The organism is Kitasatospora sp. NPDC094019 (genome assembly GCF_044764505.1).
Taxonomy (GTDB): domain Bacteria; phylum Actinomycetota; class Actinomycetes; order Streptomycetales; family Streptomycetaceae; genus Kitasatospora.
In genome coordinates this window covers 236,836-249,641 of sequence record NZ_JBIWIF010000010.1, presented here as the reverse complement: position 1 = coordinate 249,641, position 12,806 = coordinate 236,836, and the positions used below count along the sequence as shown (strand labels likewise).

14 protein-coding genes are annotated in these 12,806 nt (G+C 75.0%); 3 read left to right on the top strand and 11 right to left on the bottom strand.

Features of this window, described 5'->3' with window-relative positions; all coding sequences use genetic code 11:
* Positions 1-26: 26 nt before the first annotated feature.
* From ACIQ9P_RS23685 to ACIQ9P_RS23655, 7 genes are all read right to left on the bottom strand, one after another.
* Positions 27-914, bottom strand: a complete 888-nt coding sequence (locus ACIQ9P_RS23685) for a hypothetical protein (RefSeq protein ID WP_402359447.1) — start codon at positions 912-914, stop codon at positions 27-29.
* 48 nt (positions 915-962) lie between these two features.
* On the bottom strand, positions 963-1,118 hold the full coding sequence (locus tag ACIQ9P_RS23680; protein WP_402359444.1) for a hypothetical protein: 156 nt from the start codon (positions 1,116-1,118) through the stop codon (positions 963-965).
* Positions 1,119-1,194: 76 nt separating this feature from the next.
* Positions 1,195-1,533 carry a Uma2 family endonuclease gene (locus tag ACIQ9P_RS23675; protein ID WP_402359441.1) on the bottom strand — a complete coding sequence of 113 codons (339 nt, stop codon included), beginning with the start codon at positions 1,531-1,533 and terminating at the stop codon, positions 1,195-1,197.
* Between the two features lie 59 nt (positions 1,534-1,592).
* Complete coding sequence (locus ACIQ9P_RS23670) at positions 1,593-2,477, bottom strand: hypothetical protein (protein WP_402359438.1); 885 nt, start codon at positions 2,475-2,477, stop codon at positions 1,593-1,595.
* A 123-nt stretch (positions 2,478-2,600) separates the two neighbouring features.
* Positions 2,601-3,623 carry a TolB family protein gene (locus ACIQ9P_RS23665; protein WP_402359775.1) on the bottom strand — a complete coding sequence of 341 codons (1,023 nt, stop codon included), beginning with the start codon at positions 3,621-3,623 and terminating at the stop codon, positions 2,601-2,603.
* 14 nt (positions 3,624-3,637) lie between these two features.
* Complete coding sequence (locus ACIQ9P_RS23660) at positions 3,638-5,062, bottom strand: MFS transporter (RefSeq protein ID WP_402359435.1); 1,425 nt, start codon at positions 5,060-5,062, stop codon at positions 3,638-3,640.
* A 5-nt stretch (positions 5,063-5,067) separates the two neighbouring features.
* Positions 5,068-5,979: an alkaline phosphatase family protein gene (locus tag ACIQ9P_RS23655; RefSeq protein ID WP_402359432.1), complete on the bottom strand. Its 912-nt coding sequence runs from the start codon at positions 5,977-5,979 to the stop codon at positions 5,068-5,070.
* Positions 5,980-6,755: 776 nt separating this feature from the next.
* Between ACIQ9P_RS23655 and cobC the strand changes: the two genes are divergently transcribed.
* Positions 6,756-8,216: an Rv2231c family pyridoxal phosphate-dependent protein CobC gene (gene cobC, locus ACIQ9P_RS23650; RefSeq protein WP_402359429.1), complete on the top strand. Its 1,461-nt coding sequence runs from the start codon at positions 6,756-6,758 to the stop codon at positions 8,214-8,216.
* A gap of 42 nt (positions 8,217-8,258) precedes the next feature.
* On the opposite strand, the gene ACIQ9P_RS23645 is transcribed toward cobC, so the two are convergent.
* From ACIQ9P_RS23645 to ACIQ9P_RS23635, 3 genes are all read right to left on the bottom strand, one after another.
* Positions 8,259-8,606 carry a hypothetical protein gene (locus ACIQ9P_RS23645; RefSeq protein WP_402359426.1) on the bottom strand — a complete coding sequence of 116 codons (348 nt, stop codon included), beginning with the start codon at positions 8,604-8,606 and terminating at the stop codon, positions 8,259-8,261.
* A gap of 134 nt (positions 8,607-8,740) precedes the next feature.
* Complete coding sequence (locus tag ACIQ9P_RS23640) at positions 8,741-9,589, bottom strand: MOSC N-terminal beta barrel domain-containing protein (RefSeq protein ID WP_402359423.1); 849 nt, start codon at positions 9,587-9,589, stop codon at positions 8,741-8,743.
* Entirely contained in the window at positions 9,562-10,104 is a 543-nt protein-coding gene (locus ACIQ9P_RS23635; protein ID WP_402359420.1) for a hypothetical protein, read from the bottom strand. The genes ACIQ9P_RS23640 and ACIQ9P_RS23635 overlap by 28 nt, the downstream gene beginning before the upstream one ends.
* A gap of 178 nt (positions 10,105-10,282) precedes the next feature.
* Between ACIQ9P_RS23635 and ACIQ9P_RS23630 the strand changes: the two genes are divergently transcribed.
* Together ACIQ9P_RS23630 and ACIQ9P_RS23625 are read left to right on the top strand one after the other, a co-directional pair.
* Positions 10,283-10,924: a hypothetical protein gene (locus ACIQ9P_RS23630; RefSeq protein ID WP_402359417.1), complete on the top strand. Its 642-nt coding sequence runs from the start codon at positions 10,283-10,285 to the stop codon at positions 10,922-10,924.
* Between the two features lie 272 nt (positions 10,925-11,196).
* On the top strand, positions 11,197-11,628 hold the full coding sequence (locus tag ACIQ9P_RS23625) for a GNAT family N-acetyltransferase (protein ID WP_402359414.1): 432 nt from the start codon (positions 11,197-11,199) through the stop codon (positions 11,626-11,628).
* A gap of 115 nt (positions 11,629-11,743) precedes the next feature.
* Here ACIQ9P_RS23625 and glnII read toward each other — a convergent pair whose 3' ends face one another.
* Positions 11,744-12,766 (bottom strand): glutamine synthetase GlnII, encoded by a 1,023-nt coding sequence (gene glnII, locus ACIQ9P_RS23620; protein ID WP_402359411.1) that lies wholly within the window; start codon positions 12,764-12,766, stop codon positions 11,744-11,746.
* Positions 12,767-12,806: the final 40 nt, after the last annotated feature.

Genomic DNA, 12,806 nt, shown 5'->3' with positions numbered 1-12,806 from the left:
GGCCGGGGCGGGCGGCTGGGATCCGCTCAGGCGTCCAGGCGTCGGACCGTGATCTCGAACTGGTCCACGGCGCCGTCCCAGCGGACGACGACGGTGCCGCCGTCCGTCTCGTCGTAACCGTCCTCGTCCTCGTCGTCCTCGTACTCGTACTCCTCTGCGTCGTCGTCATCGTCATCGCCCTCGGCGTCGTGGGCGAACAACACCAGGGCCAGGTCGTGGGACTCCTGGTCGCAGAAAGCGGCCAGGTAGTCCCGCAGGGCGGGGTCGGCCACACCGGCCACCTGCTCGTGGGCCTCATCCTCCACCTCGTCGCGGGAGTCGCCGAGGCCGGCCGGCAGCAGGTCCGGCGAGGTGGCGGCGGTCAGGCCGGTGGCGGCGCAGAGGGCGTCGAGCAGGGTGTCGGCGGAGGCGATCCGGCCCTGCCAGAGCGTCCACAACTCCCGGGGCAGGTCGGCCGAGGCGAGGTCGACGCCGTGGCGCCCGGCTATCCGGCCGAGGTCGGCGCCGAGCAGGGCACCGCGCCACTGGCCGCTCTCGGACGCCGCGACGGCGTCGGCAAGGTCGGCGCCGAACGCGGCCAGGGCGTCCGGCAGTTCGCGCGGGTCGACCCAGAACAGCGAGCGGCTCGCGTCGAACACCAACTCGGTCTCGGCGGTGTCACCGGGCGGGGTGAGCAGCAGGTCGCCGGTGCCGACCGTCTCCTCCCCCGCGAGCGCGGCCGGGCCGACCCACACCGGGTCGTGGTCGAGTTCGGCCTCGTCGAGGAAATTGCCGCCGTAGTAGGCGCCGTAGCGGGCGTCCCGGTCCCCGTACTCGTCCAACGGCCGGCCGAGGATCTCTCCGAAGGCCCCGGCCAGGGTGGCCGCCCACTCCGCGGAACGGCCGGGCAGCGGCGTGCTGTTCTCAAGCGTCATGGCGGGAGTACAGCACGGCCAACCGACAACACCGGCAACAGGGTTGGTTCAGCGGCTGTAGTCCTTGAGTTCCTCGGTGTCCAGGGTGACGTCGAGACCGGGCAGCTCGACCCGCTCGCCGTAGTCGTAGCTCCGGATCTCCCGGCAGCGGCCCTTGACCGGCTCGCTGTGGACGGTGACCGTGTCACTCCCCCGGTCGACCAACAGGTAGATCGGGATGCCGCTCTCCGCGTACGCGCGGGTTCTTGACCCGGTCCCGCTCGTCGGCGCGCCGGTCGAACTAGGTGACCTCCGCGACCAGCAGGACACCCCGGGAATCGGCCCACTCCCCCTGGCCGGCGAAATACTCGGCGGGCGCGAGGGCGCCGTCCGGGCGGGCGTCGCCGTTCTCGTAGGACGGGATACGCAGTCCCTGCTCGGCGAAGAGCCAGAGGTCCGGGCGGTGCCGCAGGCAGATCCGCTGCAGCCACGCGACGATCTGGCCGTGGTCGCCGTCGGGCGCGGGCTTGACGCCGATTTCACCGTCGATGAATTCGAGTGCGATGTCCTGGAGCGCGGCGGCCTCGGCGATCGCTTCTAAGGCTCCGAGCCTCATCTGCGGACGGTCGTGGGTGATCACGTCGGTCTCCCCCTGGACGCTCCTCCGGGACGCAGCTGAAACCGTACCGCCCGGCTCCGTCAGCCGGTGGCGCGGACGTAGATGTCGGCGGCGCCCGGGAGGCCGGCCGGGTCGGGGGCGACGTAGATCCGGCGGGCCCGGGTGCGGGTGGGGTCGGGGGCGGGTTCCTCGGTGTCCTCGGGCGTCGGGGAGGGGGTGGCGGTCGAGTCGGCGGCGGGGTCGGCGGCCGGGGCGAGGTGCTCCGCGGGCTCCGGGCCAGGGGCCTCGGCGGCGGGCCCGTCGGTGTCCGCCGGGTCGGCGGCGGGGGCCGGATCCTCGGTGGGCGGTTCGTCGGGCATCGCGGAGGGCGACCCGGCGGACGACTCGGAGGGCGCCCCGGAGGACGGCTCGGAGGGCAGTTCGGACGGCGCCCCGGAGCCCGAGGGCACCGCAGACGGCGACGCCGAAGCAGAAGCCGACGCCGCAGGCATCGGCGCCCCCACCTCCGGGGCCGAGGCGGGCTCGTCTCCGCCCAGGGCCTCGGTGAGGTCGGTGGGCAGCGGCGCGGCCGCGCCGGGGGCGGGGAGGTCGTAGGTGCGCAGGAAGTCCCCGATGCCGACCTCGCGCCCGCCCGCGAGCCGGTAGTGCAGGTAGGCGACGGGCAGGCCGTCCGCCCCGCGGGTGTAGACGGCGCCGACGGGCACGTAGTAGCGGCCGGCGCCCGGGTGCTGGGAGGGGTGGAGCCCGGCCAGCAGTTCGGCGCGGTCGCGGTCGGTCTCGATGGCGCCCCGGCCGACGGTGAGCGCGTTGACGCCCCGGACGGCCAGCGCGGCCAGGACCGACACGAAGACCACCAGGCCGATCGCGACGGTACGGCGCAGTACCGGCCGGCCGTGCAGGGCGGGCCAGGAGTCGCTGGTCGCACGCTCGGGCGGCGATCCGCCGTCGGGCCCTCGTTGCCTCACTGTTCCCGCTCCCCCGGTCCGTCGTTCTGGCGGCCCGGTCGGGGGCACGGCCACTCGTAGTGCTCGACGTGGACCCTACGCTCCGAGTTCCGAATGGGACCAACCACCCCGATCAGCCCGCGCTCAGCCGAGGTAGGCGGGGGCCACGGCGGCCTCCAGCAGCCGCCCGGCGGTGCCGCCGCCGTCGGCGGGGACGGTCCACAGGTCGGCGCCGAAGTCACCGGGCATGGCGTAGAGCAGGGTGTGCGGGTCGGACCAGACGGCCTGGTCGTCGATGCTGCGCTGCTCGGCGGTGGCGGTCTCGGTCATGGTGGCGAGGTCGAGGACGTACAGCCGCCAGGGGGCGTCCGCGGAGGCGCCGGGGACGCGCTTCTTGTAGGCGATCCGGGTGCCGTCGGGGGAGAGCGACGGGCACTCGACGTTCTGGTGCAGGGTGGTGAGGGTGCGGGCGGCGAGGTCGCCGCGGACCAGGTAGGTCTGGCCGCCGGTGGCGGCGGTGGCGTAGAAGGTGTTGTCGTCGGCGAAGGTCACGCCCCAGATGTTGATGTCCGGGGCCCGGTACGGCTTGCCGTCCTTGACCAGGTCGAAGTCCTCCAGGTTCTCGCGGAGGTTCCAGTCGCGGACGTCGACGATCGAGGTGCGGGTGGAGAAGTCGGTGCCCGCGTAGGAGTCGCCGCTGACGAAGACCGTCCAGGCGGCGAGGTGGCCGGAGGGGGAGACCCGGGAGCGGGTGGGGATGCCGGCGGCGGGGAAGGAGCGCAGTTCGCGCAGGTGGTCGTCGAGCACGACGGCCCGGTAGGTGTCCTGGAGCGGGCCGCGGTCGGCGCGCAGGCAGATGCCGGTGCCGGCGGCGGCGTAGAAGCGCAGGCACTGGACGCCGGAGGAGGTGCGCGGGCCGTCGGGGTGGTCGGCGGGGACGGTGACGACCTCGTCGCGGTGCGGGCCCCAGGCCATGTTGCGGAAGACGAGCTGCCGGGCGGCCGGGTCCCCGAGGGTGACCTCGCCCCGGGTGACGACGGGGCCGCCGGCCTGGGCGCGGTCGCGTTCGGCGGAGCGGTCGGAGGCCCACAGGACGGCGCCGGTGCCGACCCCGCCGAGCAGGACGACGGCGACCAGCAGGATCAGCACCCGGGTGCGGTTGGACAGGGTGGCGGCGGTGGTCACGAGGGCACCTCGGAGTCGTCGTTCTCGGGAGCAGCGGCGGCGGTGGTGGCGGCGGTAGCGGCGGCGGGTTCGCGCAGCACGAACGCCGCCCCGGCGACGCAGCCGGCCAGCGCCAGCGCCGACCAGGTCAGCGCGGTGGTGCCGCCGACCGCGCTCCACAGCGCGCCGAACACCAGCGAGCAGGCGAACCGGGCCAGCGCCTGCCCGGTGCCGACCAGGGCGAGTCCGGCGCCGCGCTGTGCGGCGGGGACGGTGTCGGCCGCGGCGGCGGCGAGCACGCCGTCCGTGGCGGCGTAGAAGGTGCCGTGCAGCAGCAGGACGCAGAGCACGGTGGCGGGGCCGTCCAGCGGCGACAGCAGGAGGCCGTAGGCGAGCAGCAGGACGGCGTGCCCGGCGAGGAACAGCCGGCGGCGGCCGATCCGGTCGGCGAGGGCGCCGAGCGGGACGGCGAGCAGCAGGAACGCGCCGGCGGTGCCGAGCGGCAGGAGGGGGAAGTACTCGACGGAGAGGCCGAGCCGGCGCTGCACCAGCAGGTAGAGGAAGGAATCGCTGACGGTGGTGAGGCCGAGCAGGACGGCGCACACGGTGAGCCGGCGCAGGCCGGGGAGGCGCAGCAGTGCGATGCCGTCCCGCAGCCGGGGGCGGGTGTCGGACGGTTCGGCGCCGTCGAGCCGGTTGGGCACGAAGAGCAGCAGGACGAGGACGCCGAGCACGGCGACGCAGGCGCTGACCGCGAACACCGCGTGGTAGCCCTGCTGTTGGCCGCCGTCGGCGAGCAGTGGGCCGCCGGCGAGCCGCAGGACGAGGAAGGCGGTGAGCGGGCCGAGCAGCGCGCCCGCGGTGTCCATCGCCCGGTGCACGCCGAACGCCCGGCCGCGGTGGGCGGGTTCGGTGGCGAGCGAGATCATGGCGTCGCGCGGGGCGGTGCGCAGGCCCTTGCCGGTGCGGTCGGCGGCGATCACGGCGCCGATCAGCGGCACGGTGTGGGCGAGCAGCAGCAGTGGCTTGCAGAGTGCGGACAGGCCGTAGCCGACGGCGGCGACGGTCTTGTGCCGGGAGGCGCCGTCGCGTCCCCGGCGGTCGGCGAGGTGGCCGCCGAGCAGGCGGACGACGGCGCTGAAGCCGTTCTGGATGCCGTCGAGGAGGCCGAAGCCGAGCGGGGACAGGCCGAGGCCGGTGAGCAGGTAGAGCGGCAGGACGGCGCTGACCATCTCGGACGAGATGTCGGTGACCAGGCTGACCACGCCCAGGGCCACCACGGTGCCGGGGACGGCCGCCCGGGCGGCGGTGCGGCGGCCGGCGGCGGTGCCGTCGCCGGTGCCGATGCCCTCGCCGGTGCCATCGGCGGCCTCCCGCCGCCCCGGCCGGGTCTCGGCCGGGGCGACGGGGGCCTTGGAGCTGCGGGAGTCCGCGACGTACACGGGCGTCAGTTCCAGATGCCGGTGATGGTGGCGGCGGTGGCGGCGTTGCCCGCGTGGCTGGTCAGGCCGGCGAGGTCCTCCAGGGTGCGCAGCACGTTGTAGTGGTTGTACGTGGTGGCGGTGGTGGAGCCCGGGGTGACGTGGGCGCCGTAGAAGACGGTGGGGATGCGGTTGCCGGAGAGGCGGTTGTCCTCGTCGAAGGTGACGACGAGGATGCTGTTGTTGGCCTTGGCCCAGCTGGCGTAGGCGCCGAGCTTGTTCTTGATCCAGGTGTCGCCGGTGCCGACCGAGCAGTCGTGCATGTCGTTGCACAGGTCCGGGACGACGAAGGAGACCTTGGGCAGCGTCGCGTAGTTCGTCGGGAACTGCGTCATGGTGTAGGCGGTGTTGGTCGGCACGTTGGAGAAGCCGAACCACGGGTTGTGCTTCTGCGCGTACTTGCCGCTGGAGCAGACGGTCGAGCCCTGGCTCGGCAGGCCCTCGTTGTAGCTGCCCCAGGTCTTGCCGGCGGCGATCAGCTCGGAGGCGAGGTTCGGCTTGTTGATGGAGCCGACGGAGACGCAGCCGTCGTCGGTGCGGCCCTGGTTGGAGCCGGAGAACAGCTGGTAGTAGTTGGGCTCGCTGGGGTGGGTGAGCCCGAAGGACTGGGTGAGGGTGGCGCCGCCGGCCTTGAGGGTGTTGTTGATGTACGGCGCGCTGGAGCTGCCGATGACCTGGGTGTAGGCGTGGTTCTCCAGGACGACGACGACCACGTGGTCGGGGGTCGGCAGGGCGGCGGCCTGCGCGGTGGTGCCGGTGGCGGCCCAGAGGCCGAGCGAGCCGGCGACGAGGCCGAGCCCGGCGGCCGAGGCGGTCAGCGTGCGGCGGCGGGGGCGGCTCGGGGCGGCACCCCCGGCGCTCGGGGTAGTGGCGCTCATGTCAACAGTGTCCGGAGTTTCGGGCATGGTGTCCTCCGTGCGTCGGGAACGGCGGCGGGCAGGGCAGGCTTTCCCGGCCGCCGGGTACTGCCGGGTGGGAGAGGACCGCCGATCGGGGCAGTGGCGGTTTCGGAGCGCCGCAAACAGTAGGAGTGGTGGGGTGGCGCGGGCCTCGGCGGAGAGGTGAAGAACTGGCGAACAGGGATCGGTGGCCGAGCTTCGCCGTCGGCCGGAGCCGGGGGAACGTCACATTCGGCCCGATTGACCCGTCCGTCGCGGGCGTGGTGGGATTTCCGGCAGTCCCGGACGCCCGGTATCGCCCTGACCTGCGGCATTCCGCCCGGGCGGGGAGCGGCGGATTTCGGCCGCCCCCGGTGGCCGCCGGGCCGCGCCGGCCGGCGTCCGGCCTTCGGGCGGGTGTCGGGCGGGTGACGTGGAGGAGCGGGACGTGAGCGGGCGGTGAGTGCGGCGTGAGGGATCCGGACCGGAACGGGCCCGGCCGGCCCGACGGCCGGGGCGGCCGGGCACCGCGAGGGGTCGGGGGCACTCCGGGGGCGCGGGCTCCGCGGGGCGCGCGGGGCATCCGCGACGCGCGCGGGTCCACGGACGGAGGACCGTTCGACGGAGGACCGTTCGAGGGCGGGCCCCTCGGCGGAGAGCCGTTCGCCGAGAGGCCCGCCACCGGAACGTCCGCCGCCGAAGAACTCACCACCGAAGAACTCACCACCGAAGAGCTCACCGCCGGAGGGCTCGCCACCGAAGGGCTCGTCGTCGGCGTGGGCCTGCGCGCGACCGCCACCGGGCCGGAGCTACTGGCGCTGGTCCGGCGGACGCTCGCCGGAGCGGGACTGCCCGCCGACGCCGTCCGCGCGCTCGCGACCCTCACCGGCAAGGGCGGCCACCCCGCCGTCCGGGCGGCCGCGACGGCGCTCGGCGTCCCCGTGATCGAGTACCCGGCCGAGGCGCTGGCCGCCGTCCGGGTACCGAACCCGTCCGGCACCGTCGGCGCGGCGGTCGGCACCGTCAGCGTCGCCGAGGCGGCGGCGCTGGCGGCGACGGGCGGCGGCGAACTCCTCGCCCCCAAACGGAAGACCGCGTCGGCGACGGCCGCCGTCGCCGGCACCCCCCCACCCCCGGAACGCAGGAGAGCGCCCGTGACCCCCCACTCCCCCGCCGGACCCGAGGCGCACGAGCCGGACCTGCGCCACCACGGGGACGCCGAGGTCCGCGCCGACGGCGCCGATCTGGTCGACCTCGCCGTCAACGTCCGCACCGGCACGCCCCCGGCCTGGCTGCGCGCCCGCCTCGCCGCCACCCTCGCCGACCTCGCCGCCTACCCCGACGGGGCCGCCGCCCGGGCCGCCGTCGCCGCCCGGCACGGCCGCCCGGTGGACGAGGTGCTGCTCACCGCCGGCGCCGCCGAAGCGTTCGTGCTGCTCGCCCGCACTCTGACGCCACGTCACATCACGGTGGTCCACCCCCAGTTCACCGAGCCCGAAGCCGCACTGCGGGACGCCGGGCACCCGGTGCACCGCGCCCTGCTCTCCCCCGCCGAGGGCTTCCGGCTGACCGCCGGGGCCGTCCCGGAGGAGTCCGACCTGGTCGTGCTCGGCAACCCCACCAATCCCACCTCCGTCCTCCACCCGGCCGCCGTCGTCGCCGCCCTGGCCCGGCCCGGCCGCACCCTGGTGATCGACGAGGCGTTCATGGACACCGTGCCCGGCGAGCGCGAATCTCTCGCCTCCGAACGGGACTTGCCGGGCCGGGTGGTGGTCCTGCGCAGCCTCACCAAGACCTGGGGACTGGCCGGACTGCGGATCGGCTACGTCCTCGGCCCGGCCCCGCTGATCGCCGCCCTCGCCGCCGCCCAGCCGCTCTGGCCGGTCTCCACCCCGGCCCTGGTCGCCGCCGAGGCGTGCTCGGCCCCGGCCGCGCTCGACGAGGCCGAGCGGGCCGCCCAGGAACTCGGACTCCGCCGCGACCATCTGCTGAAGGGTCTGGCCGCCCTCCCCGACGTCCGGGTCCACGGCGAACCGGCGGCCTCGTTCGTGCTGGTGGAACTGCCCGGCGCCGACACCGTGCGCGACCGGCTGCGCGACCGCGGCTTCGCCGTCCGCCGGGGCGACACCTTCCCCGGCCTCGGCCCGGACTGGCTCCGCATCGCCGTCCGGGCCGAGGGAACCACGGACGCGTTCCTCGCCGCCCTCACGGCCGCGCTCGCCGAGGACCGGGGGTAGACCCGGCCCCACGGCCGGGGGCCGCCGGTCAGGGGAAGTCGGTCAGGGGAAGTCGGGACCGACGAGGGCGGCGGACGTCGTGACCGGCCCCGGGTCCGGGTTCGGAACCGGGCCCGGGAGGGTGAGCGTCGGTGTGCCCGAGGGCGTCGTCACGGTCACCGTGACCGGCGCCGAGTGCCCGCCCGACCCGCCGTCCCCCGAGGTCAGGAGCACCACCGTCAGGGTCGCCCCGGCCATCCCGACCACCGCCCAGCGCGCCCACCGCGCCGCCCGTCGGCCCGCGCTCCCGTCCGTGCCCACGCCCGCCGCGCCCTCACCTGCCGTGCCCTCGAACTGCCGGTTCCCGCCGCCCATCCCGGTCGCCTCCCCGGAGTCGGTTCTGGTACTCATGGGACCTCCTGGCGCGGCAACCGGTTCCCTCCCGCCGGGAACACTGCCCGGACGGCCGCCCGGCCCGCCCGGACGGCCGGGGCGGGCCGGGGACAGTCGGGGCGGCCCGGACAGCGCTCGGGACACCGGCCCGCTCAGGACACCGGCCCGACCCGGTCCCCGACCCGCACCCGCCCGGGCCGCACCACCCGGGCGTACACACCGAGACAGGGCAGTGCCCCCATGCCCGGCAGCGGCACCACCCGGTTGCGCTCCGCGAGCACCCGCAACGCCGCCGCCGAACGCGGCAGCCGCGGCCCGTGCGCCAGGGTGGGGACGGCGCAGCGCGGCGTCGCCGCCACGACGTGCAGCCGCAGCTCCGGCCCGACCGCCAGCTCCCCTTCCACCCAGCCGTTCTCGACGAAGCCGGAGGCACCGCCGGGGGTCCGCAGCACCAGGTTGGGGCGGTACCGCGCGGCCGCCCCGGCGGGGGCGTCGGCGGCGGCGAGGGCCGCCGTGGTGAGCAGGTGGAGCGGCGCGAAGTCGAAGAAGGTGCCCGGCGGCGCGCCGCGCCCCAACTCGCTGACGGTGAAGCCGACCTCGGCGCGCGCACCGCGCGCCAGCACCTCCTCCGGGACGGACCGTTCGACGCTCGCGCCCGGCGGCGGCACGTCCACCAGTCGGACCTTGCGACCCAGCCGCTCCGAGATCCCGGCCTCGTCGACGTCCTCGCCGTCCGGGCCGAGGACGGTCACCCTGCCGCCCGGCCCGGTGACCGCCGTGAACCCGAGGACGCCCGCCCACAGCCGCGGGTTCTTGGCGCTCACCACCCGTCCGGTGTCGGCGTCCAGCAGCGCGAACGCGCGGTCGCCGGTGATGCCGCGCTCCGAGACGTCCGCCGCCCCGAGGTCCTCGCCGAGCATCGACTTCACCGGGTAGCGGCACAGCCGCTCCACCGTGGCCAGCAGCACCGCGCTCAGTCCCCCAGCTCGGTCCGCGCCCATTCCCGCAGGGTGTCGAAGTCCTCCGCCCGCAGGCCGATCCCGGGGTGGATCCGGAACGTCGCCGCCGGGCCGGGGTGGTTGGCGGCTATCCACTCGGTGTCCAGCGGGCCCAGTTCGTCGTCCACCCAGACGAAGGGCCGCCCGGCGGCCCACTCGACCAGGACCCTGGTCTTCCAGTGCAGGCCGTCCGGGTCCTGGTGGAACATCTGCGGCCAGACGATGACGGGGAGTTCGGGCAGGCCGACGAGCGGGCCGATCCAGGTGTTGGCCTCGCTCTTCCAGGCCGTCGCCCAGACAAGTTCGAAGGGCAGGTCGAGGAGTCGGGGGCCGTGGTCGGGGTTGATCCAGAGCCGGATCGGCTCGACCTCCTCGGTCGGGCGCCCGGGGAAGCGCGCCAGCAGGAATTCCGGGCGGACGTGGTGGGTCCCGTATCCGGCGGGCTGTTCCGCCGGCTGGGCGGCGAACGGGTTCAGCGGGCCGTCGACGTCGAGGAGGAGCAGCGGGAGGGTGGTCATGGGCCGAATCGTCCCGCGTGCCGGTCCACTTGACCATCCTTTTTGCGGTGGGCCGAAGGCACGGGGCGGTCCGGAACAGAATCGGGATATTTCCCGCACCGGACTGTGAACGACTCCGGCGTACGGTCGTCCTGCGCCGGTGAGCGACACCGGCGGTCACAGTTCTGGGGGATCCGCCATGCGCCCGCGCCGTCTCGTTCTCACCGCCGCCGCCGTCGCGGCGCTCGCCGCCGCCACCACCGCGTGCGGTCCGGAGAACAGCGACCCCGCCCCCGCCGCGTCCGCTCCGGCCACCACGGCCACCGCCCCGGCCACGGCCCCGCCGGCCGCCACGCCCGCCCCGGCCACCACTCCGGCCCCGGCCTCCGCTCCCGCGAGCACCACCGCGACCGCCACCGGCAAGCCCTCGACCCCGGCCCAGGCCGCCGGCGGCTGCGGCGCCAAGGACCTCGTCCTCACCGCCAAGGTCGAGTCCCAGGCGGGCGGTTACGTCCTGATCACCGCCAAGGCGAAGCCCGGCGTCACCTGCACCCTGCCCGCCCGCCCCGTGATCGCCTTCGGCTCGGGCGGCATCGAGGCGGCCAAGGCCGAGCAGGCCGCCGCCCAGCCGATCAGGCTCAGCGGCTCGGACGCCGCCTACGCGGGCGTCATGACCAAGACCACCAAGGACAACCAGGCGATCCAGTTCAACGACGTGATCGTCGGTATCAGCACCCCGGACCCGGACCCGGTCAGCCTGCCGATCGGGCCGACCAACGTGGACAAGCCGATCGTCACCAACTGGCACAGCAAGCCGACGGACGCCGTCCCGATCCACTGACCGAACCGGGGTGGGGGGGGGGCGGGGGGGGGCCCCCCCCCCCCCCCCCGCCCCACCCCCCCCCCGCGGCCCCCCCCCCCCCCCCCCCCCCCCCCCCCCCCCCCCAACCCCCCGTTCGCCACCCCCGCCCCCCCCCCCCCCCCCCCCGCCCCCCCCAACCCCCACCCCGGACGTCGCCGCCCCGGACCTCGCCGCCCCGGACCTCGCCGCCCCGGTAATCGCTGGTCCGGTAATCGCTGGTCCGGCGCGGGCGCCTCTGCTTGGATCCGGCCATGACCACGGAACTGCCGGACGGCTACGAGATCTCCACCGACCCCGCGCGCCTCGACGCCGCCCTGATCCACCGGTGGCTGTCCGAGGACGCCTACTGGGCTCTCGGCCGCACCCGCGAGAAGCAGGACCTCGCCATCGCCGGCTCGCTCAACTTCGGCGTCCACGACCGCGCTTCCGGCGCCCAGGTCGGCTACGCCCGGGTCGTCACCGACCGCGCCACCTTCGCCTGGCTCTGCGACGTCTACATCGCCCCGGCCGTCCGCGGCCTCGGCCTCGGCACCGCCCTCGCCGCCGCCGTCCGCGACCACCTCGCCCCGTACGGCCTGCGCCGCCTCCTGCTCGCCACCGCCGACGCCCACCCCGTCTACGCCAAGGCGGGCTTCGAGCCCCTGGCGAAGCCGGAGAAGTGGATGGTCCTCGGCCAGCAGTGACGCCCGCGGCGAGCACGGCGCCGGGCGGGCCGGACGCCGGAAACGCCCGCAGGGCCTCCCCGTCGACGGGGAGGCCCTGCGGGCGTGCGTGGTGCTCCCGGCGGAGCGCCGTGGATCAGACCTGGCCGGCCTTCTCCAGGGCGGCGCAGCAGGTGTTGATCAGCAGGCGGGTGACCACGTAGGGGTCGACGTTGGCGTTCGGCCGACGGTCCTCGATGTAGCCCTTCTGGTCGACCTCGACCTGCCACGGGATGCGGACCGAGGCACCGCGGTCGGAGACGCCGTAGGAGTAGACGTTCCACGGGGCGGTCTCGTGCTTGCCGGTCAGGCGGGACTCGATGTCGGCGCCGTACTGGGTGACGTGCTCCAGGACCAGCTCCTGCGAGGCGCCGAGCGACTCGCAGGCGGTGATGATCGCGTCGTAGCCCTCGCGCATCGCCTTGGTGGAGAAGTTGGTGTGCGCGCCCGCGCCGTTCCAGTCGCCGCGGGCCGGCTTCGCGTCGAGGGTGGCGTCGATGCCGAACTCCTCGGCGGTGCGGTAGAGCAGGTAGCGGGCGATCCACATGTCGTCGGAGACGGTCAGGGCGTCGACCGGGCCGATCTGGAACTCCCACTGGCCGGGCATGACCTCGGCGTTGATGCCGCAGATGGCGAGGCCGGCGTCGATGCAGCGGTCCAGGTGCAGCTCGACGATCTCGCGGCCGAAGACCTCCTCGGCGCCGACACCGCAGTAGTAGCCGCCCTGCGGGGCCGGGAAGCCGCCCTCGGGGAAGCCGAGCGGGCGGGAGCCCTTGAAGAAGGTGTACTCCTGCTCGATGCCGAAGATCGACTCCTGCGCCTCGTACTGCTCGGCGACACCGCGCAGCAGGGCACGGGTGTTGGACTCGTGCGGGGTGCCGTCGGTCTCGTTGACCTCGCAGAGGACGAGGATGTGGTCGCCGCCGCGGATCGGGTCCTTGACGACCCGGACCGGCGCCAGCACGCGGTCCGAGGCGTGACCCTCGGCCTGGTTGGTCGAGGAACCGTCGAAGCCCCAGGTGGGGATCTTCTCCGCGTTCGGCAGGACACGAGTCTTGGAGCGGAGCTTGGCGGTCGGCTTGGTGCCGTCGATCCAGATGTACTCGGCCTTGATTGCCACGGCGGTGTACCTCGCAAACTGGGTGGTGGGTGCCCGCGTA

Coding starts and splice junctions, on each gene's coding strand:
- ACIQ9P_RS23630 (WP_402359417.1), top strand. CDS start 10,283: ATGCGCCCGCGCCGTCTCGTTCTCACCGCCGCCGCCGTCGCGGCGCTC.
- ACIQ9P_RS23635 (WP_402359420.1), bottom strand. CDS start 10,104: ATGACCACCCTCCCGCTGCTCCTCCTCGACGTCGACGGCCCGCTGAAC.
- ACIQ9P_RS23625 (WP_402359414.1), top strand. CDS start 11,197: ATGACCACGGAACTGCCGGACGGCTACGAGATCTCCACCGACCCCGCG.
- ACIQ9P_RS23645 (WP_402359426.1), bottom strand. CDS start 8,606: ATGAGTACCAGAACCGACTCCGGGGAGGCGACCGGGATGGGCGGCGGG.
- ACIQ9P_RS23640 (WP_402359423.1), bottom strand. CDS start 9,589: ATGGGCGCGGACCGAGCTGGGGGACTGAGCGCGGTGCTGCTGGCCACG.
- ACIQ9P_RS23655 (WP_402359432.1), bottom strand. CDS start 5,979: ATGAGCGCCACTACCCCGAGCGCCGGGGGTGCCGCCCCGAGCCGCCCC.
- ACIQ9P_RS23685 (WP_402359447.1), bottom strand. CDS start 914: ATGACGCTTGAGAACAGCACGCCGCTGCCCGGCCGTTCCGCGGAGTGG.